Consider the following 25,112-nt stretch of genomic DNA (forward strand, 5'->3'; position numbering starts at 1 on the left):
GGGCCGGTTGGAAAGTCGTCGGGAGTGCCGCTTGGGGATCCGATGACCGCAGGTCGCAACAGAGCGTGAGAGAAGCACGGGGGAACGGTGTCGCTTCCACTGGAAGAACTCATATCGCAGCAGCCCGAACTCGACCGGACGAGTGCCCTGGTATTCCGGCACGTCGTCTCCTTGGGACGATTCCAGGCCGATGCGATCGCGCGGGATCTCACTCTCTCGCCCCAGTCGATACACCGGGCGAAACGAACTCTACTCACCTATCGGCTGCTTCAGGCATCGGCTCATGACCCCGGCCTCCTCGTGCCCGTCAATCCGGAGGTGGCGGCGGCGGAGCTGACCGCACCGGCGGAGAACCGGATACGTGAGCTGCAACGGGGCGTGGACGAGAGCCGCTCGGCCCTGACCACGCTGATGCACACCTACATCGACGGCCGGCAGGACCGGGACCGGTTCCAGGAGCCGCTGCACGCGATCGGTGACGACGAGACCGCGCGGGCGATGATCAGCGAGCATGTCGACCAGTGCGACGAACTGCTGGTCGCCCAGCCCCATGCCACCCTCGTGACGGAGGGCCACCGCACCGCGCTTCGGGACACGCTGGTGGACGCGCTGCTCAGGGGCGCCCACGTGCAGGGCGTCTTCCAGCACGCGACGCTCGTCGACGCCGGCACCCGGAGCTTCGTCGAGGACATCCGCAGGGTCGGTGCGGACATCCGGATCACCGGCGAAGTGATCTGCGGGCAGTTCGTGTTCGACCGCGCTTCGGCGATCGTCTTCCCCTCCGCGCAAGCGGGGCCGCTCGGCGCGCGACAGCCCACCGCTCACGCCATCGCCGTCAACGAGCCGATCACGATGGGGGTGCTGTGCACGACGTTCGAACTCCTGTGGAACCAGGCCACCCCCTTCACCACGGACGAATCCGTGGTGTTCGACGACCTGAAGCTGTCGATCCTCCGGCTGCTCGCAGACGGCCGCAAGGACGATGTGATCGCCCGTCGTCTCGGCATCTCGGTACGGACGTGCCGGCGGCACATCAAAGAGGTCATGGTCTCGATGCGCGCGGACAGCCGGTTCCAGGCCGGAGTACGTGCAGCGCTGTCCGGCCGCCTGGAGAGGAAGATCAAGGGCCTCTCCACCGACAACACGGCCTGAGCGCCCGAAGAACGGTCAGCCTGCGACCGAATCAGCGACGGCATCCTCGGGAAGGAGTGCGCCGGCCCCCGTCATCGGCGGGGCGGTGACCACGGCCCGCAGCAGAAAGCCCCCTCCCGAGGCCCGGCCGGTGATCAGCTCGCCGCCGAAAGCCCGCACACGCTCGTCGAGGCCGAGCAGCCCGTTGCCGGAGCCGGTGTCCGTCAGGCCGTCCATGGTGACGGGCGAGCCGTGCCCGTCGTCCTGTATGGCCATCCAAGCCTCTCCCAGGCGCACCTGGCAGTGGCCGGCACCACTGTGCTTGACGACGTTCGTCACGCCCTCGCGCAGCACATAGGCGAACAGTTCGCTGAGATCGGCACGCACGACGTCCCCGCTCACCGGTACCTCGGCGGCGATGCCGGCCACGTGCAGCGTCTGTTCGGCCTGGGCCAGTTCGTCGTCGAGGCACATCGACCGGTTGTCCAGCACGGTGGCACGGATGTCACCCATGGCCTGTCGGGACAGTTCCTCGATGCCGCGAAGCTCCGCGATCGCGTCGGCCCGGTCCGCACCGGCCTCCAGCATCCGGCGTGCCGCGCCGCTCTTGAGCGCGATGGCGGCGACCGTCTGCCCGAGCCCGTCGTGCAGATCGCGCGCGAGGCGCACGCGTTCCCTGGCGACCACGTTGTGGGCGAGCACCGAACGGGCGGCCCTCAGATGCGCGACCGTGCGGTTGAGGAGGAACAGCGACGACACGAACAGGGTGATGACCACGAGCATCGAAGTGCCCGACCAGTCGACACGCCCGTCCACGGCCCAGCTCAGCACGCCCTGGGCCAACGCGATCGAGAGCCCGATCAGCCGGCTGAGCACCGCGGGAAGCAGAAGGATGGCGGCGACGATCGCGAAGGCCAGACAGACCAGGGTGGCGACATTGCCGGTGATCACCGGCAGCACCCACCCGAGCACCAGCAGCCAGCCGATCAACAGCAGGCGCACCCACTGCTTGCGCCGTTGCCCGAAGAGCGCCACGGCCAGGAAGCTGGCCCCGTACAGCACCAGGTCCGCGATGGAGAGGGCCCTCCGGGTAACCGATCCGGTGGACTCGAAATCAACGGTGAGTACGACGATGACGACGAATATCACCACGAATGCGAGAGACCCGCGAAGCCGCGTCTCGTTGGACTGGACGCGCGAAGAACGATCGGCAACCGGCCAATGCCAGGCACTGACCTTGTTCATGTCAGGATCTGCCACTGCAACCTAATTTCTTTTTGCCTCGCCCCGCCTGTGCACAAGGCACCTCCCCTTTATCGGCATTGTCAATGCGCGGACCTCCGCTGTCAAGATCAACGCGGAAGTCCGGCCTCGACGTCAGGCAGCCAGTTGCCGTGAAAGCCGAACGGGACGCGTTGCGGAAGATGAATAGTGGCGACCGGTTCCGCCGTCATGTCGGAAACATCCACAATGACCAAATCACTTGAGTCACGTGCGGCGTCGTACACATAGGTCATCAACCACCCGTCACCGCCGGCCCGGTCGTCGGCGGGGGCGAAAGCGGCCTCGCTGGGAATGCGCCCGGGGCCGAAGGTGTGCTGGTCGACGGCACCGGAGTGCATGTCGTAGCGGAGCAGCGCGCCGGGGACATGCTCGTGGCGCGGGTGAGCCGCCGCGATGACCGTGTGCGTGTACCGGGCGTCGAGCCCGGCCAACCGCTCGTCGATGCGCGGGAATTCGGTGGTGCGGTCGTCAACCTGGGCCTCGGTCACCTTGCCGGCGGCAAGGTCGACGGTCCACTGCCAGAGAGTGGAGTCCGGATACTCCTGCGCGCTGTCCGCCACCCACAGCTCGGAGTAGCGGATCACGCTCAGGACGATGGTGTCGCCGTCGTCGTGGGCGTTGGAGACGTGGAAGACGTAGCAGGGCTCGATGTCGAACCAGCGGATCGCGCCGTGCGGGTCGTCGCGCCGCAGTACTCCGATGCGCGCCCCGTAGGAGGCGTCCCACCGGTAGGGCATGGTGTCGCCGGTCATCGCCCGGTTGATGTCGAAGACGACGGGCAGGTCCATGAAGATCACATGCTTCGCGGTCAGCGCGAAGTCGTGCATCATCGTGGGGCCGACCTCGTCGACATCCCGGCTGAGGGTCAGGTTCCCCGCGGCGTCGGCCCGGTGGTAGGTGAGGAACGGCGGGGTCAGTATTCCGTACCCGAAAAAGTGCAGCTCGCCCGTGACGGGGCAGGTCTTGGGGTGCGCGTTCATCGCGGTGGTGAGCCTGCCGCCGAAGTCGTGCGGGCCCACGGTGTCCAGATCGGCCGTCAGCTGGTAGGGCAGGCAGGCCTCGGCCAGCGCCAGGGTGCGCCCGGCGTGCCGCACCACATGGGTGTTGGCGCTGCCCGCCGTGAAGTTCCGGTTGCCGAACTGGTCGAACAGCGTTGCGCCCTCGGTGAGGGTGGCAGTCCGGACCCAGCGGTTCCGGAACGCCGTGGCACGGCCCCCCTCCAGCCGCACGCCGTGGACCATGCCCTGGCCGATGAACCAGTGCGCGGCGGCCGCCTCGTGCGGGTTGGGCCCGTTGCGCAGGTACCAGCCGGTCAGTTCCTTGGGGATGGAACCGGTCACGGCCAGGTCGTACGAGGTGAGTTCCTCGCTGACCGGGGCGTAGTTGCCGGCCAGATGCGGCACCGCGGTAGGCAACTGCTCGTTCCTTTCAGCTGAATTGCGCGCAGCCCCTATGGACCCGCATCCTCCAGCATTTACGGAACACCAAAGGAGAGTAACCCCTAGGTCTCCCCTAAAAGGCACCCCAGATGGCGACCGGGAAATAGGGACGGACGGATGGGACGGTAAGTTCGAAAAAAAGGGGAGGCGCCATGCCGCAGTACACGATGACCATTGACGGCGCGCCTGTTCCCGGGGGCACGACGTGGGGCGTCGTCAATCCCGCCACGGGCGAGGTGCACGCACAGGCACCCGACTGCACGCAGGAGCAGCTCGATGCCGCGTTCGCGGCGGCCGAGAGGGCCTTCGTGTCCTGGCGGAAGGACGAGAACAAGCGCCGCAGGGCGCTGCTCGCGGCCGGTGACCTGTTGATCAACAGGGTGCACGAGCTGGCTCCCGTGCTCACCGCGGAACAGGGCAAACCGCTGCAGGACGCCGCGAGCGAGATCATCGGATCCGGGCTGTGGCTGAAACACTTCGCCGGCGAGCCCATCCCGCACGAGGTGATCCGTGACGACGCGTCGGCGCATGTCGAGGTGGTCCGCAGGCCGCTCGGTGTGGTCGCGGCCATCACTCCGTGGAACTTCCCGCTCATGCTGGCCTGCTGGAAGCTCGGCCCGGCCCTGCTGGCGGGCAACACGGTGGTGCTCAAGCCGTCCCCGTACACACCGCTCACGACGCTCGCCGTAGGTGATCTCCTGCGCGAGGTGCTCCCGGCGGGCGTGCTGAATGTCGTGAGCGGGCGCGACCCGCTCGGCGCGCTCATGACGGCCCATGCCACGCCCCGCAAGATCAGCTTCACGGGCAGCGTCGCGACCGGTAAGCAGGTGGCCATGGCCGCCGCGCGCGACCTGAAGCGGGTGACCCTCGAACTCGGCGGCAACGACCCCGCGATCGTGCTCGACGACGCGGACCCGGCCGTCGTCGCGCCGCAGCTCTTCAAGTTCGCCTTTGAGAACAACGGTCAGCTCTGCTCCGCGATCAAGCGCGTGTACGTGCCCGACCGTTTGCACGACGACCTGGTGGCGGCGCTGGCAAAGGAAGCGGACGCGGCCGAGGTCGGCAACGGTACGGAGCCCGGGGTGCGGTTCGGCCCGGTCAACAACAAGCCGCAGTTCGACCGGGTCGTCGAACTGGTGGAGGACGCGGTCGGCCGGGGCGCCCGGGTCGCAGCCGGCGGCAAGCCGCTCGACGGGCCCGGCTACTTCTACCGGCCGACCATCCTGACCGAGGTCGACGACAGTGTCCGCGTGGTCAGCGAGGAACAGTTCGGCCCGGTCCTCCCGGTCGTCCGGTACACCTTCGTCGACGAGGTGATCAAGCGCGCGAACGCCTCCCACTTCGGCCTGGACGGCTCGGTCTGGAGCGCCGACCCGCACCGCGCCGCCAGGGTGGCCGCGCAGCTCGACTGCGGCACGGTCTGGATCAACACACACTTCTCGGTGCATCCGGACCAGCCGTTCGGCGGGCACAAATGGAGTGGCATCGGCGTCGAGAACGGCCGCCTCGGCGTGGAGGGCTTCACGGAGACGCAGGTAATCCATCGCGCCCGGGGCTGAAGCCGGCCCGCGGGCTCGCTTTCCTCTCGCACAGGGGCCGACTCTGGGGGCGGTTAGGGGTTTCCCGGCGACCGCCCTCCGCAAATAATCGGCAGTGCCCAGATAGCACCTCAGAACGGAGACTTTCGCGGTGTACTCGTTCGTCAATGGCTCCTGCCGTTCATTCCGTGGTGACGGCAAGCTCGACCTGCTGGTGCGCTCCGCGGAAACCGGCGAGCTCTTCGTCCATCCGCACAGCGGAAAGCTCAACGGCACCCTCACGTATGAGGACCCGGTCAAGGTCGGCGACAACTTCGGGGCACGGCGATACTTCTTCGTCCGGGCCTGTGACATCAGCGGAAACGGTCGCACCGAGCTGTGCGCCTTCAGCGTCGAGAAAGCCAGGAACCCCGGCGAGAACGGCGAATTCGGGTTCTTCTACTACCCGAACACCGGAGCGGTGGGCGAAATCGCCCCGTTCACCGAACCGCCGGTACGTATTTCCGGAAAGCTCGACGACGGCAGGCTCTGGGAGACGTTCGGTTTTGCCGATGTCCTGGGCACGGGCAAGGACGACATCTTCTCCCGCGGCGAGAACGCCGGCAATGTGGACATCTTCCGGCACGAGAATGTCGGAATCATCAAGGATGACACCTACAGCCGGGATCCGCTGGCGCTGACGACCCTGGATGTATCGGATTTCCCGTTCGCCATGGCCGACTTCACCGGGAACGGGAATCTGGATCTGCTGGTCCGGCGGGCCAACGGCGACATCGACCTGTTCGAGTTCCCGTTCAAGCCCGGTCTGGAGCACGCCGACGCCACCAGCGGCAACTGGTACACGATCGCCCGCGGCTGGCAGGACATGAAGTTCCTGACGCACACCGATGTCGATCTCGACGGAAAGCCGGACCTGCTGGCACTCCGTCCGGACGGAACGCTGGCGGCGTACGTCCACACCGGTGAGTTCGACCGTGAAAACCCGGAGAGCATCTTCTCCGAGCCCGTCACGGTGGCCACCGGCTTCGGCACGTACGACACCGTCAGCTGACGGCTCTTCGTCGGCGACCACGCACATTCCGGATCTGGATTGGTTTCCATGGCGTTCGATTCCTCCTCACGTAATGTCGCTGACGAACCGATCGCGATGGTGGGAATGGCCTGCCGCCTTTCCCGGTCACCCGACCCGGATTCGTTCTGGCAGTTGCTGCGCGCCGGCCGGGACGCCCTGACGGACGCCCCGGCCGACCGGTGGAACCCGGCCGACGCCGACGACCCCGCCGCGCCCGGCGGAACACCCTTCTGGCGCGGCGGGTTCATCGACGCGGTGGCCGACTTCGACGCCGAGTTCTTCGGTATCTCGCCGGGCGAAGCAGCCATGATGGACCCTCAGCAGCGGCTGGTGCTGGAGCTGAGCTGGGAGGCGCTTGAGGACGCCGGTATCGTGCCCTCCCGGCTGCGTGGGACCGCCACGTCCGTGTTCGTCGGAGCGATGGCCGGCGACTACGCGAGCATGGTCGCGGCAGGCGGCACCCCCGCCGTCACCCGCCACACCCTGACCGGCCTCGGCCGGGCCCTGCTGGCCAACCGAGTCTCGTACGCGCTGGGCCTGCGCGGCCCCAGCCTCACCGTGGACTCCGCCCAGTCCGCGTCGCTGACCGCGGTGCACCTGGCCTGCCAGAGTCTGCGGTCGGGCGAGTCCCGGCTGGCCGTCGTCGGCGGCGTCAACCTCAACCTCGTCCCGGAGAGCACCGTCGGGGCCGCGAAGTTCGGCGGCCTGTCACCGGACGGGAAGTGCTTCACCTTCGACGCCCGTGCCAACGGGTACGTGCGGGGCGAGGGCGGCGGCGTGGTCGTCCTCAAGCCGCTCTCACAGGCACAGGCCGACGGTGACCGCATCCACTGCCTGATCGTCGGCAGCGCGGTCAACAACGACGGCGCGAGCAGCGGCCTCACCGTGCCCGACCGGCAGGCGCAGGAGGAAGTCATCCGGCTCGCGCACCGGCGTGCCGGGATCGAGGCGTCGGACCTCGACTTCGTCGAGCTGCACGGCACGGGCACCAGCGTCGGCGACCCCGTCGAGGCGCACGCGCTCGGCGGCGCGATCGGAACCGACCGGGAAACACCCCTGCCGGTCGGCTCGGCCAAGACCAACGTGGGACACCTGGAGGGCGCCGCCGGAATCGTCGGCCTGCTCAAGGCCGCGCTGAGCCTGCGCCACCGTGCTCTCCCGGCCAGTCTCAACTACGAGACCCCGAACCCCGCGATCCCGCTCGCGGAACTCAACATCCGGGTGAACACCGAGCTCATGCCGCTGACCGGGACCGGCCCGCTGCTCGCCGGGGTCAACTCGTTCGGCATGGGCGGCACCAACTGCCACCTGGTCCTCGCTTCCTACGAGGACGAGCACGAGTCCGCCGGGGCCGAGCCGCCCCGCGTCACCGGTCCGCTGCCGGTGCCGGTGTCGGCGCGCAGCCGGTCCGCCCTGCGGGCGCAGGCGGCTCGCCTCCATGACCGTCTGGACGGACTGGACGCGGCCGGCCTGGTGGACGCGGCCTACTCGGCGGCGACGACCCGGGAGGCGTTCGAGCACCGCGCCGTCGTAGTCGCGGGAGACCATGCGGCCGTCTCCGGCAGCCTGGCCAAGCTGTCGGGCGGGGAACCGGTGCCCGCCGTCGTCACGGGCCGGGTGCGCGCGTGGGATCCGTCGCGTACGGCCTTCCTCTACTCCGGCCAGGGCAGCCAGCGGACCGGGATGGGGCGTGAACTGCACGCGACGTATCCGGTCTTCGCCGCGGCGATCGACGAGATCTCCGGGCACTTCGACGCGGTGCTGCCCGAGCCGTTGCGGGACATCATGTTCGGCGAGGACGCCGACCGGCTCGAACAGACGGTGTTCGCCCAGCCCGCCCTGTTCGCCTTCGAGGTCGCGCTCACCCGGCTCCTCGACAGCTGGGGCGTGCGGCCGGGCCGGCTGATCGGGCACTCGATCGGCGAGATCACCGCGGCGCACGTCGCCGGTGTGCTGTCGCTGCCGGACGCGTGTGCGCTGGTCGCCGCGCGCGGCACGCTCATGCAGGCGCTTCCCGCCGGCGGCGCGATGATCGCCGTGGAGGCGGACGAGCACGAGGTGAGCGAGGCGCTCGCGGGCGCCGAGGCGTCCGTGGGCATCGCGGCGGTCAACGGGCCTTCGGCCGTGGTGATTTCGGGTGCGGCAAAGGACACCGCCCGGATCGCGGAGGTCTTCGCGGGCCGTGGGCGGCGGACGCGGCGGCTCCAGGTGAGCCACGCGTTCCACTCGCCGCTGATGGAGCCGATGCTGGCGGAGTTCCGCCGGGTGGCTGAGGGGCTGACCTATCACGAGCCCCGCGTCCCGGTTGTCTCGAACCTCACGGGCGGACCGGCGACCGCTGAACACCTGTGCTCGCCGGAACACTGGGTACGGCACGTGCGCGAGGCCGTGCGCTTCGGCGACGGGATGCGCGCGCTGGCCGCGGCGGGGGTCACCACTTTCGTCGAGGTCGGACCGGACGCGGTCCTGAGCGCCCTGGGTCAGGGCGCGGTCCCCCCGGCCGTCGACGGTGCCGTGGACGACGCGGCGGTCTTCCTCGCCACCCAGCGCGGCGGCAGGCCGGAGCCGCTCACCCTGATGCGAGCCGTTGCCGGGCTGCACGTCCAGGGGCACGAGGTCGACTGGGCCGCGGTGTTCGCCGGTTCCGGGGCGCGGCGCGTGCCGCTGCCGACGTACGCGTTCCAGCGCACCCGCCACTGGCTCGACCAGCAGCCGACGGCGGCGGCCCGGGGCGCACGTAAGGAAACCGCGCAGACGGACATCGCGCGTACGGAACCCGCCCGTCCCGGACTCACGCACGCCGATGCGGCAGCCGCCGACGCCCCGCGGAGTGAGAAGGACGCGCTGGCGGTCGTGCGCGGTGGCGTCGCGGCCGTGCTGGGCCACAGCGACCCGGCCGGCATCGACGAGGACCGGACATTCAAGGACCTCGGCTTCGACTCGCTGGGTGCGGCGGAACTGTGCGCCTATCTCAACGGCACGGCCGGCACCTCGTTGGCGCCCACGGCCCTGTTCAACCACCCCACCCCGCGGCGTCTCGCCGCGCACGTGCACGGGACCGGAACCGCCCCGGACAGCACGATGTCCGTGCGTCACCAGGGCGAGCCGATCGCGATCGTGGGGATGGCCTGCCGCTACCCCGGTGGTGTCACCACGCCGGAGGCCCTCTGGCAGCTCGTCGCCACCGCGACGGACGCCATCGACGCCTTCCCCACCAACCGCGGCTGGCATCTCGACGCCCTGTTCCACCCCGATCCCGGCCACCGCGGCACGTCGTACACGCGTCACGGCGGCTTCCTTCACGACGCGGGGCTCTTCGACCCCGGTTTCTTCGGTATCTCCCCGCGTGAGGCCCTCGCCATCGACCCGCAGCAGCGCCTGCTGCTGGAGACGTCGTGGGAGGCCGTCGAACGCGCCGGGATCGACCCCACCGCGCTCCGCGGTTCCCGTACCGGGGTGTTCGCCGGCGTCATGGCGCAGGACTACGGTCCGCGGCTGCACGAAGCCTCCGGCGACGGGGAGGGTTACGCGCTGACCGGAAGCTCGATCAGCGTCGCGTCCGGACGCGTGGCCTACGCGCTGGGCCTCGAAGGCCCTGCGGTCACCGTCGACACGGCATGCTCGTCGTCGCTGGTCGCCCTGCACTCCGCGATCCAGTCCCTGCGCTCCGGCGAGTGCGATCTCGCGCTGGCCGGCGGCGCGACCGTGATGGCCACGCCGGGCATGTTCCTTGAGTTCTCGCGCCAGCGCGGGCTCTCGCCGGACGGACGGTGCAAGTCCTTCGCCGCCGGTGCCGACGGCACGGCCTGGAGCGAGGGCGCCGGCATGCTCCTCGTGGAGCGGCTCTCCGACGCCCGCCGCCACGGCCACCCCGTGCTGGCGGTGGTACGGGGTTCGGCGGTCAACCAGGACGGTGCCAGCAACGGCCTCACGGCGCCCAACGGGCCGTCCCAGGAGCGGGTGATCCGCCAGGCACTCGCCGGCGCCGGCCTGTCCCCGGCAGATGTGGACGCGGTGGAGGCGCACGGCACGGGGACGACGCTGGGTGACCCGATCGAGGCGCAGGCCCTGCTCGCCACGTACGGGCAGAACCGGCCCGCCGACCGGCCGGTGTGGCTCGGGTCGCTCAAGTCGAACATCGGCCACAGCCAGGCGGCCGCCGGCGTCGGCGGGATCATCAAGATGGTCCTCGCGATGCAGAACCGTGCACTCCCCCGCACCCTGCACGTCGACGAGCCGAGCCCCCACGTGGACTGGTCGTCCGGTGGCGTCGAGCTGCTCGGCGAGGCGCGGCAGTGGGACGCGGTCGGCGATCGCCCGCGCCGGGCCGGTATCTCGTCGTTCGGCATCAGCGGCACCAACGCGCACGTCATCGTCGAGGAGCCCCCGCCGGTGGCCGACCGGGCTCCCTCGACCTCCACGAGCCCGGTCGAGCCGTGGGTCCTCTCGGCGCACAGCGCGGACGCCCTGCGGGACCAGGCGGACCGGCTGAGGACGTGGCTGGCCGAGCACCCGGAGTCGAACCCCGCCGACGTGGGCAGGTCGCTGGCCTCGGGCCGTGCGCTGTTCGACCACCGGGCGGTTCTGCTGGGCTCGGATCCCGGGCAGTTCGCGCGGGCGCTGGACGTGGTGGCCTCGGCCGCCGACAGCCCGGCCGTCTTCACGGGCCGCGCGCACGGCCCGGTGCCGACGGCGCTCCTGTTCGCCGGTCAGGGGAGTCAGCGGGTCGGTATGGGTCGGGCGTTGGCGGAGGCGTTCCCGGTGTTCGCCGATGCGCTCGACGGCATCTGCCGGGTGCTTGATCCGTTGCTTCCCCGGCCGGTGCGGCAGGTCATGCTCTCGGACGGTGACGCGCTGGATGAGACGGGGATGACGCAGCCCGCGTTGTTCGCGTTCGAGGTGGCGTTGTTCCGGTTGCTGGACTCGTACGGTGTGGTGCCGGATGTGCTGGTGGGGCACTCGGTCGGTGAGATCGCGGCCGCGCATGTGGCGGGTGTGTTCTCGCTGGACGATGCGTGCACGTTGGTGGCGGCCCGGGCGCGGTTGATGCAGGCGTTGCCGACGGGCGGGGCGATGCTCGCCGTCGCGGCACCCGAAACCGATGTGCTTCCCCTCCTGAACGACCGGGTCGGGGTGGCTGCGGTCAACGGGCCCGCTTCCGTGGTGATTTCCGGTGCCGAGGACGCGGTCGACGAGATCAGCGCGGTGCTCGGTGAGCGCGGGGTACGGACGCGCAGACTGCGCGTCAGCCATGCGTTCCACTCGCCGCTGATGGACCCGATGCTGGAGGAGTTCGGGCAGGTCGCTTCGTCGCTGGCCTATCGCGAGCCGTCGATTCCGGTGATCTCCAACCTCACCGGACAACTCGCCACCACCGGACAGCTCACCGACCCCACCTACTGGGTCCAGCACGTCCGCCAGGCCGTCCGGTTCGCCGACGCCGTCACCGCCGCGGATGCCTCGGTGTTCATCGAGATCGGACCCGACGGTGTCCTCAGCGCCCTGGCACAGCAGAGCGTCGACGACACGGCCCTGGTCGTGCCGACCGTACGCAAGGACCGCGACGAGGCCCAGGCGTTCGTCGAAGCGCTCGGCCGGCTCCACACCACCGGTGTGACCGTCGACTGGACCGCCCACTTCGGGGACACCCAGGCCCACGTCGACCTGCCGACCTACGCCTTCCAGCACCAGCACTTCTGGATCGACACGGCTGCGTCGGCCGGCTTCGAGATGTCCACGACCGGGCATTCGATCCTCAACACTGTGATGGAGCTGGCAGACGGCACCATCCTGCTGAGCGGCACGCTCTCGCCGGAGGCTCAGCCCTGGCTCGGCGACGACTCGGCGGCGACCACCGTGCTGTCCGGGGCCGTGCTGGTGGAACTGGCTCTGCGGGCGGGTGACCAGGCGGGTCTCAGCCGGATCGAGAGCCTGACCCTCGACCGGCCGCTCGTGGCCGGCGCGCCCGTGGAACTTCAAGTGGCGGTCGGTCCGGCCGAGGCCGGCCGTGCTCCGCTGTCCGTCCATGCCCGGTCGCAGCATGCGTCGGAGTGGACGTGCCAGGCCACCGGAGTGCTCGATGGACATGCCTCCGGCGTCGACCTCACCGGCTCGGACCTGCCCGGGGCGGAGACGGTCGAGGTGCAACTGCCCGAGGAGTTCACCAGCGACGGCCTCACGCTGCATCCGTTGCTGCTGGACGCGATCCTGGGACACCTTGCGGAGCCCGCCGACGCGGACGCCGGCCTGCGGCTGCCGCTCTCCTGGTCCGGAGTGTCGGTGTTCGCGACCGGGGCATCCCGGCTGCGGGCACACATCTCGCCGGGCGACTCGGGCAGTTGGGCGGTGTCGATCACCGACCAGGCCGGCGCTCCGGTCGCGGCCGTCGAGTCCGTGAGGCTGGGCACGGTGCCGTGGGCACAGGTGGATCCTGCCCGGACGGCGGGTCGTAGCACGGTCTTCGAGATCGGCTGGCAGCCACTGCCGGCCGGCGGCCGACCGGTCGCCGACCTCGCCGTGGCCGGTGGCCACCTCACCGTCCCCGGCGCGCGCTCGTACCCCGACCTGGCGGCCGTCGCCCGGGACGTGAGCGTGCCCGGAGTCGTCCTGATCTCGGCCGCGGTGGACGCCCAGGAACATCCCGCGGCACAGGCCGCAGCGGCGACCGCGCAGGTGCTGTCGTCCGTACAGCAGTGGCTCGACGACGACCGCTTCGCGGACGCGCGGCTGGTCGTCGTCACGCACGGCATGACGGCCGAGCCCGTCGACGCGTCCCGGACGCTCGCCGGCGCGGCCGTCTGGGGCCTCGTCCGCTCGGTACAGACCGAATTCCCCGGCCGGGTCGTCCTGCTGGACCTGGACCACGACGACCACTCGGCCGATGCGGTGGCCGCGGCGCTCGGCTCCGGCGAGCCTCAGCTGACGATCCGGGCCGGGGAGATCCGCGTGCCCCGGCTGGCGGCCGCACCTGTGCCGGACATGGAGAAGCTGCGGTGGGGTTCCGAGGGCGCGGTGCTGGTCACCGGAGCCACCGGGACGCTCGGCGGTCTCGTCAGCCGGCACCTGGTCACCGACCACGGTGTGCGGAACCTCGTGCTGGTGAGCCGCCGCGGTCCGGACGCACCGGGCGCGGCCGAGCTGACCGAGGAGCTGACCGCACTCGGCGCGCAGGTGAGCGTCAGGGTCTGTGACATCACCGATCGCGACGCGCTGTCCTCCCTGATCACCGGCATCCGGCGCGAGCACTCCCTCATCGCCGTGGTGCACGCCGCCGGTGTCCTGGACGACGGCATCGTGCCCGCGCTGACTCCCGAACGGCTCGGTGCCGTATGGCGGCCCAAGTCGGACCCGGCGTGGCACCTCCACGAGCTGACCAGGGATCTGGATCTCCGCGCGTTCGTACTCTTCAGCTCGATCGCCGCGGTCCTCGGCAGTGCCGGCCAGGCGAACTATGCCGCCGCGAACGGATTCCTCGACGGTCTGGCACGGCACCGGCACGCCCTCGGGCTGCCGGCGACCGCGATGGCCTGGGGGCTGTGGGACACCGCCTCGGGTGGGATGTCCGGCGCACTCGACGCGACCGCGGTGACGCGCTGGGCGCGCCTGGGCGTCGACCCGATCCCGCCCTCCCGGGGGCTCGCGCTGTTCGACGCGGCGCTGGCGACCGGCAAGGCCACCGTCGTACCCGCGCTGCTGTCCACCGGCCGGCTCACCGCCGGCCCCGTTCCGCCGCTGCTGCGGGGGCTGGTCCGGCAGGCACCCAGCCGTCGCACGGTCAGCGACGCCGCTACCGCCGAGGCGGGCACGTCGTACGCGCAGCGGCTGGCCGGCATGGGCCGGGAGCAGCAGGACGCCGTTCTCCTCGATCTCGTGCGCAGCCAGGCCGCGTTGGTGCTCGGGCACGCGGGGTCCGGCACGCTCGGCGCCGACAAGGCTTTCCGGCAGGCCGGGTTCGACTCCCTCACCGCCGTGGAGATGCGCAACAGGCTGAACACTGTCACGGGTTCACGCCTGTCCGGCTCGGTACTGTACGACTACCCCACGCCGACGCTGCTCGCCGGTTTCCTGCGGGCGGAACTGCTGGGCGCCGATGCCGTCGCCACGACGACCACCAGGGCGCCACTGGCCCCTGACGAGCCGATCGCGATCGTCGGCATGGCGTGCCGCTACCCGGGCGGCGTGACGTCGCCGGAGGACCTGTGGCGGATCGTCGCGGAGGGCGCCGACGTGATCGGCGAGTTCCCCGCGAACCGAGGCTGGGACCTGGGCCGGCTCTACGACCCGGACCCGGACAGCCGCGGCACCTCGTACACGCGTCATGGCGGATTCCTCTACGACGCGGGTGACTTCGACGCCGGGTTCTTCGGGATTTCACCGCGTGAGGCCCTCGCGATGGATCCGCAGCAACGTCTCGTGCTCGAAACCTCCTGGGAAGCCTTCGAGCGGGCGGGGATCGATCCCACCTCGATGCACGGCAGCCGTACGGGTGTGTTCGCCGGGCTTGCCCCGCAGGAGTACGGGCCCCGCAAGCACGAGGCGCCGGAGGGCGTCGAGGGATACCTGCTGACCGGCGGCTCGGCGAGCATCTCCTCGGGGCGAGTCTCGTACACGTTCGGTTTCGAGGGTCCGGCGGTGACGGTCGACACGGCGTGCTCGTCGTCGCTGGTCGCCCTGCACCTCGCGGCGCAGGCGCTGCGGTCCGGCGAGTGCGACCTCGCGCTGGCCGGTGGAGCGATGCTCATGGCCACGCCCGGCACGTTCGTGGAGTTCTCGCGTCAGCGCGGGCTCTCGCCCGACGGCCGGTGCAAGGCGTTCGCCGCGGACGCGGACGGCACGGGCTGGGGCGAGGGCGTGGGCATGCTCCTGGTGGAGCGGCTCTCCGACGCCCGGCGCAACGGGCATCCGGTGCTGGCGGTGGTGCGTGGTTCGGCGGTGAACCAGGACGGTGCGAGCAACGGGTTGACGGCGCCCAACGGTCCGTCGCAGCAGCGGGTGATCCGGCAGGCGCTGGCGAACGCCGGTCTGTCCACCTCGGATGTGGACGCGGTGGAGGCGCATGGCACGGGGACGACGCTGGGTGACCCGATCGAGGCACAGGCCCTGATCGCCACCTACGGCCAGGACCGGCCCGCCGACCGGCCGCTGCGGATCGGCTCCCTCAAGTCCAACATCGGCCACACCCAGGCCGCCGCGGGCGTCGCCGGCATCATCAAGATGGTCATGGCCATGCGCCACGGTGTGCTGCCCCGGACCCTGCACGCCGACAAGCCGAGCCCCCACGTGAACTGGACGGCAGGCGCGGTCGAGCTGCTGACCGAGGCGCGGCAGTGGGACACGCACGACGGGCGGCCTCGCCGAGCCGGTGTGTCCTCGTTCGGATTCAGCGGAACCAACGCCCACGTCGTCATCGAACAGCCGACGGACGAGCCCACCGTGGAAGTGACCGAGGTGACCACTCCTCCGGTCGTGCCGTGGCTGGTCTCCGCGCGCAACCCAGACGCTCTGCGGGCACAGGCCGACAAGTTGGCCACGTACCTGGCCGAGGCGGATGTCGATGCCGGTGTCGTGGGTGCGGCGCTGGTGTCGCGGGCGGTGCTGGATCATCGTGCGGTGGTGGTGGGTGCTGACCGGGTGGAGTTGCTGGCTGGGTTGGCGCGGCTGGCGGCGGGTGAGGCCGGGCCGGGTGTGGTTTCCGGTGCGGGTTCGGGTGGTCGGCTCGGGTTCTTGTTTGCGGGTCAGGGGAGTCAGCGGGTCGGGATGGGTCGGGTGTTGGCGGAGGCGTTCCCGGTGTTCGCCGATGCGCTCGACGGTATCTGCCGGGTGCTTGATCCGTTGCTTCCCCGGCCGGTGCGGGAGGTGATGTTCTCGGAGGGTGACGCGCTGGATGAGACGGGGATGACGCAGCCCGCGTTGTTCGCGTTCGAGGTGGCGTTGTTCCGGTTGCTGGTCTCCTTCGGTGTGGTGCCGGATGTGCTGGTGGGGCACTCGGTCGGTGAGATCGCGGCTGCGCATGTGGCGGGTGTGTTCTCGCTGGACGATGCGTGTGCGTTGGTGGCGGGCCGGGCGCGGTTGATGCAGGCGTTGCCGGTGGGTGGGGCGATGCTTGCCGTCGCGGCACCCGAAGCCGATGTGCTGCCGCTGTTGAACGACCGGGTGGGTGTTGCGGCGGTCAACGGGCCCGCTTCCGTGGTGATTTCCGGTGCCGAGGACGCGGTCGAGGAGATCGGCGCGGTGCTGGGTGAGCGCGGGGTACGGACGCGCAGGCTGCGCGTCAGCCATGCGTTCCACTCGCCGCTGATGGAGCCGATGCTGGAGGAGTTCGGGCAGGTCGCTTCGTCGCTGGCCTATCGCGAGCCGTCGATTCCGGTGATCTCCAACCTCACCGGACAGCTCGCCACCACCGGACAGCTCACCGACCCCACCTACTGGGTCGATCACGTCCGCCAGGCCGTCCGGTTCGCCGACGGCGTCACCGCCGCGGATGCCTCGGTGTTCATCGAGATCGGACCCGACGGTGTCCTCAGCGCCCTGGCGCAGCAGAGTGTGGACGAGACCACTGTCGTCATCCCCACCGCGCGCAAGGACCGCGACGAGGCCCAGGCGTTCGTCGAAGCGCTCGGCCGGCTCCACACCACCGGTGTGACCGTCGACTGGACCGCCCACTTCGGGGACACCCAGGCCCACGTCGACCTGCCGACCTACGCCTTCCAGCACCAGCGGTACTGGCTCAACCCGGTCAACACCGGAAGCGACGCGGGTGCGGCAGGGCTGGGTGCGATCGATCACGGGTTCCTGACCGCCGCCACCGAACTCCCCGACACGAACACCCTCCTGCTCACCGGACGGATTTCGCCGGCCACCCACCCGTGGCTCGCCGAGCACGACGTGCTGGGCACCGTCATTCTTCCGGGCACGGCGTTCGTGGACATGGCACTGCGCGCCGCCGAGCAGGCCGGGTGCGAACGGGTGGAGGAACTCACCCTGGAAAGCCCGCTCGTCCTGCACCCCGACCGGACGACACAGATACACGTGCTCGTCGACACCAGCAGCCACACCCTGACGGTCCACTCACGCACCGGCGACACCGAGGCGTGGATCCGGCACGCGAGCGGCACACTCACCCACGACCAGGCGGCCGGCCCGCCCACCACACTCGAAGTCTGGCCGCCGGCCGGTGCCACGCCCATCGAGCTCGGCGACCCCTACGCCGACATGCTCGACCGCGGCTACGCCTACGGCCCCACCTTCCAGGGCCTGCACGCCGCCTGGCGCTCCGGCGAGGACGTGTACGCCGAGATCCGCCTGCCCGAGCAGGCGCACGGGGATGTCGGGCAGTTCGGGGTTCACCCGGCGCTGCTGGACGCCGCGCTGCACTCCATGACGCTGGTCATGCTCGACCGGCTGTCGGGAGCACGGTCGTTGGTGCCGTTCGCCTGGTCGGGCACAACGCTCCACGCCGTCGGTGCCACCGACCTTCGGGTGCGCATGTCCGCTGTGGGTCAGGACGAGGTGTCCCTCATCCTCACCGACCGGACCGGGGCTCCGGTGCTCACGGTCGAGTCGCTGGCGGTCCGGCCGGTGTCGGACGCGCAGCTCGCCGCCGCGCAGGCGCCCGCCTCCGCGCAGTCGCTGTACGGCCTGGAGTGGCCCCGGGTGACCACACCGACGCCGGATCCCGCGCGCCGGATCGTCGCGCTGGGCCCGCACCCGTTCGGCACGGCTGTGCCGGCCCACCCCACCCTCGACGCCCTGCATGCGGCCCGGGACGAGGAAGCACCCGACATCGTCGTCGCGTTCCACTCCCCCACCCCCGGCCTCACCCCCGGCGCCGACCTCGTCTCCGCTGCCCGGCAGAGCACGCATGCGGTGCTCGCCCTGCTTCAGGACTGGCTGGCGGACGAAGGGTCGGCGCAGTCCCACCTCGTCATCGTGACCCGCTCGGCGGTCGCGACCTCGGCGGACGAGGTCCCCGACCTGTCCGTCGCACCGGTCTGGGGCCTGGTCAGGTCCGCTCAGACCGAGCACCCGGGCCGGTTCACCCTGCTCGACACCGACGGATCCGACGCCTCGACGCAGGCCGTCCTCGCGGCCCTGGCGTCCGACGAGGCCCAACTGGCCTTGCGTGACGGCGTGGTACACGTTCCCCGGCTCACCGTCGCACGGAACGAGAACCCCGCTCCGACGTGGGATCTCGACGGCACGGTGCTGCTCACCGGGGGTACGGGCGAGCTGGCCGGGCCGGCTGCGCGCAGGCTGGTGAGCGAGTACGGCGCACGGCACCTGGTCCTCGCGTCGCGGCGCGGCGCGGATGCTCCCGGTGCGCAGGAGCTGCGGCAGGAGCTGGCCGGGCTCGGCGCCGAGGTCACGTTCGCCGCGTGCGACCTGTCGCAGCGGGGCGAAGTCGCCGCGCTGCTGAGCGGGATCCCGGCACTGCGCGGCGTGGTCCACCTCTCCGGGGTGGTCTCCGACGGCGCCGTCGAGTCGCTCAGCCCCGCCCAGGTGGACGCGGTGTTCGGCCCGAAGGCGGACGCCGCCTGGCATCTGCACGAGCTGACCCGCGACCGGGAGCTGTCCTTCTTCGTGCTGTACTCCTCCGTCGCGGGCACGATCGGGAGCGCGGGTCAGGCCAACTACGCCGCCGCCAACGTGTTCCTCGACGCGCTCGCCGCCCACCGGCGGGCGCAGGGGCTCCCGGCAACGGCGCTCGCGTGGGGTCTCTGGCAGTTGGACAGCGGGATGTCGGGCGCCCTCGGCGAGGCCGACATCGCACGGCTTCGCCGGACCGGTATCGGTCCGATGCCGGTGGCCGAGGGCATGGCGCTCTTCGACGCCGCCCTCGCCCTCGATGCCCCGCTGGCGATCCCGGCACGGCTGGACCTCGCGGCTCTGCGTCGTCGGCAGGACGTCCCCGCACTGTTCCGCGGGCTCGTCCGTGTCCCCGTCCGCCGGGCCGCGGCCGGCGCCGCGCCCACGGGCGCGGACTCGCTCGCCGGGCGGCTGGCCGGGCTGTCCGCACAGGACCAGCACAAGGCCGTGCTCGACGTGGTGCGCTCGGGCATCGGCACCGTCCTGGGACACACCACGGCCGGTGCCGTCGACACCGAGGCGGCCTTCAAGGATCTCGGCTTCGACTCGCTGGGTGCGATCGAGCTGCGCAACCACCTGAACGCGGCCACCGGCCTCACGCTCGCTCCCACGCTGCTGTTCAACCACCCCACTCCCCGCCTGCTCGCCACTCATCTGCACAGCCGGCTGACCGGTGCGACGGTGGCCCGTGCTCAGGTGTCGGCGGCCGGCCGCACCGACGAGCCCATCGCGATCGTCGCCATGGCGTGCCGCTACCCGGGCGGCGTCAGCACACCGGACGACCTGTGGCGTCTCCTCACCGAGGAGACCAACACCACCAGCACGTTCCCCACCAATCGTGGCTGGGACCTCGACACGCTGTACGACCCCGACCCGGACCATGCCGGGACCACTTACACCCGGCACGGCGGCTTCCTTCACGACGCGGATCAGTTCGATCCCGCACTGTTCGGCATCTCGCCGCGCGAGGCCACGGCCATGGACCCTCAGCAGCGACTGCTGCTGGAACTCACCTGGGAGACGCTCGAACGGGCCGGCCTGGACCCCGCCTCGGTCGGCGGTACCAACACCGGTGTCTACACCGGCGTGATGTATCACGACTACGGTGCGCGGCTGGCGCAGGCGCCGGCCGGCTATGAGGGCTTCGTCATCAACGGCAGTGCCGGAAGCGTCGCTTCGGGCCGTGTCGCGTACACGTTCGGCTTCGAAGGCCCGGCCGTCACCGTCGACACCGCCTGCTCGTCGTCGCTCGTCGCGCTGCACTCCGCGATCCAGGCCCTGCGCTCCGGCGAGTGCGATCTCGCGCTCGCCGGCGGTGTCACCGTGATGGCCACACCGAACGTGTTCGTCGAGTTCTCCCGGCAGCGCGGGCTCTCCCCGGACGGCCGCTGCAAGTCCTTCGCGTCCGGTGCCGACGGCACGGGATGGAGCGAGGGCGCCGGCCTGCTGCTGGTCGAGCGGCTCAGTGACGCCCGGCGCAACGGGCATCCGGTGCTCGCCACCGTCCGCGGCACCGCGACCAACCAGGACGGTGCGAGCAACGGTCTCACCGCGCCCAACGGCCCTTCCCAGGAACGCGTCATCCGCCAGGCTCTGGCGAACGCCGGGCTGTCCACGTCGGACATCGACGCCGTCGAGGCGCACGGCACCGGAACGACCTTGGGCGACCCGATCGAGGCCCAGGCACTCATCGCGACCTACGGCCAGGACCGGCCGGCCGACCGGCCGCTGTGGATCGGCTCATTGAAGTCCAACATCGGCCACACCCAGGCCGCCGCCGGTGTCGGCGGCATCATCAAGATGGTCATGGCCATGCACCACGGCATGCTCCCGCGCACACTCCTCGTCGACGAGCCCACGCCGCACGTCGACTGGTCGGCGGGCGCGGTCTCCCTGCTGACGGAAGCACGCCCATGGGATTCCGCGGGCCGCCCGCGCCTGGCCGGTGTGTCCTCCTTCGGCGTGAGCGGCACCAACGCGCACGTCATCATCGAGGAGCCGCCCGCCGAGCAGCCGCCCGCCGCGGCGCCCGAACCCCTCACGGCGGCCGGGCCCCGGATCGTGCCCTGGCCGCTCTCGGCCAAGACACCGGAGGGCCTGCGCGCGCAGGCCGCGCACCTGCTGTCCTGGCTCGACACGCACACCGACGTGGACATCGCCGCGACCGGCCGCGCTCTCGTGTCCGGCCGGGCCCTGCTGGAGCACCGCGGTGTGGTCGTGGGAGCCGAACGGGAGGAACTGCTCGCCGGGTTGCGCGCCCTCGGCGCGGGCCCGTCGGCCGACACCCAGGATGTCGCCCCGGCCGACGCGCGGGCCGCCGGCCTGACCGCGTTCCTGTTCTCGGGGCAGGGCAGCCAGCGCCTGGGCATGGGGCGTGCGCTCGCCGAGGAGTTCCCCGTGTTCGCCGACGCGCTCGACGACGTGTGCCGGGAGCTCGACCCGCTGCTCCCCCGACCGGTCCGGGACGTGATGTTCTCCGACGGCGCCGCCCTGGACGAGACGGGCATGACCCAGCCGGCGCTGTTCGCCTTCGAGGTGGCCCTGTACCGGCTGCTCGTCTCCATCGGTGTCACGGCGGATGTCCTCGTCGGGCATTCGATCGGCGAGATCGCCGCGGCGCATGTCGCCGGGGTGTTCTCTCTGGAGGACGCGTGCACACTCGTCGCGGCGCGTGCCCGCCTGATGCAGGCGCTGCCCGCCGGCGGCGCCATGCTCGCCGTCGCGGCATCCGAGGACGAGATCCTGCCGCTGCTGCGGGACCACGCGGACGAGATCGGCATCGCCGCGGTGAACGGACCGTCCTCGGTCGTGGTGTCCGGCACGGAGAAGCGGGTCACCGAGATCGAGGAGGCCGTCGCCGCGCGCGGCACGCGCGTGCGGCGGCTGCGGGTGTCGCACGCGTTCCACTCCCCGCTGATGGCCCCGATGCTGGACGAGTTCCGTGCCGTGGCGGCACGACTCGACTACCACGCCCCGGCCCTCCCCGTCGTGTCCAACCTCAGCGGCGACCTCGGCACCGGACAGCACGCGACCCCCGCCTACTGGGTGGACCACGTCCGGCACGCCGTGCGCTTCGCCGACGGCGTCGCCGCCGCGCACGCGGCCGGCGCGACCACGTTCGTCGAGCTGGGGCCGGACACCGTGCTCACCGCCCTCGCCGAAGGAATCCTGGACGGCGACGCGCTGTGCGTGCCCACCGCACGCAAGGAGAGCGACGAGGTACGCACCCTCGTCGAGGCGCTCGGGCGGCTGCACACGGGCGGGACCGCGGTGACCTGGGGCCGCTACTTCGCCGACGTGCCCGAACGGTACGTCCCGCTGCCGACGTACGCGTTCCAGCGCGAGCGCCACTGGCTGGACGCTCCGCGGCCCGCCGGTGACGTCACCACCGCCGGTCTCGGCGCGCTCGATCACCCCCTGCTCAGCGCGCTGGTGCCGGCCCCGGACTCGGAGGCGGTCACGCTCACCGGCCGTCTCTCGGTCGCCTCGCACGCCTGGCTCGCCGACCACACGGTCAACGGGGCCGCCGTCGTGCCCGGAGCGGCGCTCGTCGACATGGCGATCAGGGCCGCGGACGAGGTGGGAGCCGGCGCGGTCGAGGAACTGGTCATGCACGCCCCCCTGGTGCTGCCGGACCAGGGCTCGGCGCAGGTGCAGGTGACCGTCGCCGCACCGGACGGGCAGGGGCGGCACACCGTTGGCATCCACGCCAGGTCCGGAAGCGGACGGTGGACCACGCACGCCGTCGGCGTACTGGCCGGCCAGGCGTCCGCACCGGACCTCGCGTTCGGCAGCTGGCCGCCGCCGGACGCCGAACCGCTGGACGTCGACGGCCTGTACGCACGGCTGTCCGCCGGCGGCATGGAGTACGGCCCGACCTTCACGGGCCTGCGGGCAGCCTGGCGTACGGATACCGGGGTGTTCGCCGAGATCGAGCTGCCCGCGGACGCGGAGGGCGAGGCCGCCCGGTTCGGTCTGCATCCCGCGCTGCTGGACGGCACGCTGCACGCGATCGCCGCCGGAGGTCTCCTCGACGAGGCCGAGGACGGGCGCCCGTACCTGCCGTTCTCGTGGCAGGACGTCAGCCTCCACGCCTCGGGCGCGACGCGCATTCGGGTGCGGATCACCGAGTCGGACAGCGGGTTCGCCCTGTCGGTCGCGGACGTCGCCGGAGCGCCGGTGGCCCGGATCGGCGCCGTGTCCCTGCGGGCGATGGCGCCCGTCCAGCGGCCGGCGACGGACGACGCGCTGTTCCAGGTGGACTGGGCGACCGTGCCCCTCGCGGACGCCGTCGGCGGCACGGCCGTCATCGGGGAGGCGCTGACCGGCCTGGACGCGGAGCGGTACCCCGACCTCGCCGCACTCGGTGCGGAGCCTCCCGGCCACGTGCTGATCGCCGCCCCGCGGCCTGACACCGATGTGCCGGACGCCCTGTACGACGTCACCGGCGGCATGCTGAGCGTCGTTCAGGAGTGGCTGGCCGACGAGCGCTTCGCGTCCTCGCGGCTGGTGGTCGTCACCCGCTCGGCCGTCGCCACGGAACCGAAGGACGACGTGGATCCGTGCCAGGCGGCCGTCTGGGGGCTCGTCCGCGCCGCGCAGGCCGAACAGCCCGAGCGGATCGTCCTGCTGGACGTGGCCGGCGGTGCCGAACACCTCGTACCGGGCGCGCTGGCGACGGGCGAACCGCAGCTGGCGATCCGCTCCGGCGAGGTACGCGTCCCCCGGCTGGCCAGGGCCACCGCGCGCGGAACGGACCGGCCCGGCTTCGGTGACGGCGCGGTCCTGATCACCGGTGGAACGGGCGGCCTCGGCAGTCTCGTCGCACACCATCTGGTGACCGCGCACGGGGTGCGGGACCTTGTCCTGGTCAGTCGCAAGGGGACGGACGCGCCGGGCGCGACCGGCCTCGTCGCGGAGCTGACCGGGCTCGGCGCCCGTGTCACGGTCGCGGCGTGCGACGTCGCCGACCGCGGTGCCCTCGCCTCCGTGGTGGACTCCGCGCCCACGCTGACCGCTGTGGTTCACACGGCGGGTGTGCTCGACGACGGTGTGCTCGCCACCATGACCCCGGACAAGATGGCCGGCGTGCTGCGGCCCAAGGCGGAAGCCGCCTGGCACCTGCACGAGCTGACCCGCGACCGGGACCTGTCCGCGTTCGTGCTGTTCTCCTCGACCTCCGGGGTGCTCGGCGGTGCCGGGCAGGCCAACTACGGTGCCGCCAACGCCTTCCTGGACGCCCTCGCGCACCACCGCGTGGCGCAGGGCCTGCCCGCCACGTCGGTGGCCTGGGGCCTCTGGGAGGCCGGCGGCATGGCTGCCGGGCTCGACGAAGCCTCCGAGGCACGACTGGCACGCGCCGGCATCGCGCCACTGCCGGTCGAGGACGGACTGGCGCTGTTCGACACGTCGGTGGCCGCCGCCCGGCCGCTCATGGTGCCCGTGCGGCTGCTGGTGGACCGCCCGCTCGACGCCGCCTCCCCGCTGTTGCGCGGCCTGCTGCGCCGGCCGGTCCGGCGTACCGCGGGCAGCTCCGTCGCGCCGGAGGAGTTCGCCGACCGGCTGGCCGCCCGGTCGCCGGAGGAGCGGACGAAGGCCGTCACCGACCTGATCCGGACACATGCCGCCGCGGCCCTCGGTTACGCCGACCGGCGGGCCATCGTCGCCGACCGGGCGTTCCAGGACCTCGGGTTCGACTCGTTGACCGCGGTGGAGTTCCGGAACCGGCTGAGTGCGTCCCTGGGTGTCCGGCTGCCGACCACGCTCGTCTTCAACTATCCGACGCCTCGTGCCATGACCGGCTACGTGCTGGGTCTGCTCTTCCCCGAGATGAGTACCGACACCGGCGCGGCAGTGCCCAACGAGGCGCGGCTGCGGCACGTCCTGGCGACCGTTTCCCTCCGACGACTTCAGGCCGCCGGCCTGCTGGACGCCCTGCTCCGGCTCGCCGACGCGCCGGACGACAGCGAGAACCCGGACGAAAGCGTGGCGGAGGGCATCGACGAGATGGACGTCGACAACCTCATTCAGCTCGCCCTGGACGGCCGGGACTCCTGAGACCCG

Annotated in this window: 6 protein-coding genes; 4 read left to right on the forward strand and 2 right to left on the reverse strand. The window is 71.4% G+C overall.

Annotated features, from left to right (window positions below; all coding sequences use genetic code 11):
* Window positions 1–87 precede the first annotated feature (87 nt).
* A complete protein-coding gene (locus ACFVUT_RS16200) occupies window positions 88–1,152 on the forward strand; it encodes a LuxR C-terminal-related transcriptional regulator (protein ID WP_389649936.1) in 1,065 nt (354 codons plus the stop codon).
* 15 nt (window positions 1,153–1,167) lie between these two features.
* On the opposite strand, the gene ACFVUT_RS16205 is transcribed toward ACFVUT_RS16200, so the two are convergent.
* Window positions 1,168–2,283, reverse strand: a complete 1,116-nt coding sequence (locus ACFVUT_RS16205) for a sensor histidine kinase (protein WP_389649933.1) — start codon at window positions 2,281–2,283, stop codon at window positions 1,168–1,170.
* 200 nt (window positions 2,284–2,483) lie between these two features.
* Window positions 2,484–3,830, reverse strand: a complete 1,347-nt coding sequence (locus ACFVUT_RS16210) for a carotenoid oxygenase family protein (RefSeq protein WP_389649930.1) — start codon at window positions 3,828–3,830, stop codon at window positions 2,484–2,486.
* A 176-nt stretch (window positions 3,831–4,006) separates the two neighbouring features.
* Between ACFVUT_RS16210 and ACFVUT_RS16215 the strand changes: the two genes are divergently transcribed.
* From ACFVUT_RS16215 to ACFVUT_RS16225, 3 genes are all read left to right on the forward strand, one after another.
* Window positions 4,007–5,413, forward strand: a complete 1,407-nt coding sequence (locus ACFVUT_RS16215) for an aldehyde dehydrogenase family protein (RefSeq protein ID WP_389649927.1) — start codon at window positions 4,007–4,009, stop codon at window positions 5,411–5,413.
* A gap of 130 nt (window positions 5,414–5,543) precedes the next feature.
* Window positions 5,544–6,443 (forward strand): hypothetical protein, encoded by a 900-nt coding sequence (locus tag ACFVUT_RS16220; RefSeq protein ID WP_389649924.1) that lies wholly within the window; start codon window positions 5,544–5,546, stop codon window positions 6,441–6,443.
* Between the two features lie 48 nt (window positions 6,444–6,491).
* Window positions 6,492–25,106: an SDR family NAD(P)-dependent oxidoreductase gene (locus tag ACFVUT_RS16225; protein WP_389649921.1), complete on the forward strand. Its 18,615-nt coding sequence runs from the start codon at window positions 6,492–6,494 to the stop codon at window positions 25,104–25,106.
* Window positions 25,107–25,112: the final 6 nt, after the last annotated feature.

The sequence above is a fragment of the Streptomyces sp. NPDC058051 genome (assembly GCF_042885475.1).
Classification (GTDB): Bacteria; Actinomycetota; Actinomycetes; order Streptomycetales; family Streptomycetaceae; genus Streptomyces.

Coding starts and splice junctions, on each gene's coding strand:
- ACFVUT_RS16225 (WP_389649921.1), top strand. CDS start 6,492: ATGGCGTTCGATTCCTCCTCACGTAATGTCGCTGACGAACCGATCGCG.
- ACFVUT_RS16215 (WP_389649927.1), top strand. CDS start 4,007: ATGCCGCAGTACACGATGACCATTGACGGCGCGCCTGTTCCCGGGGGC.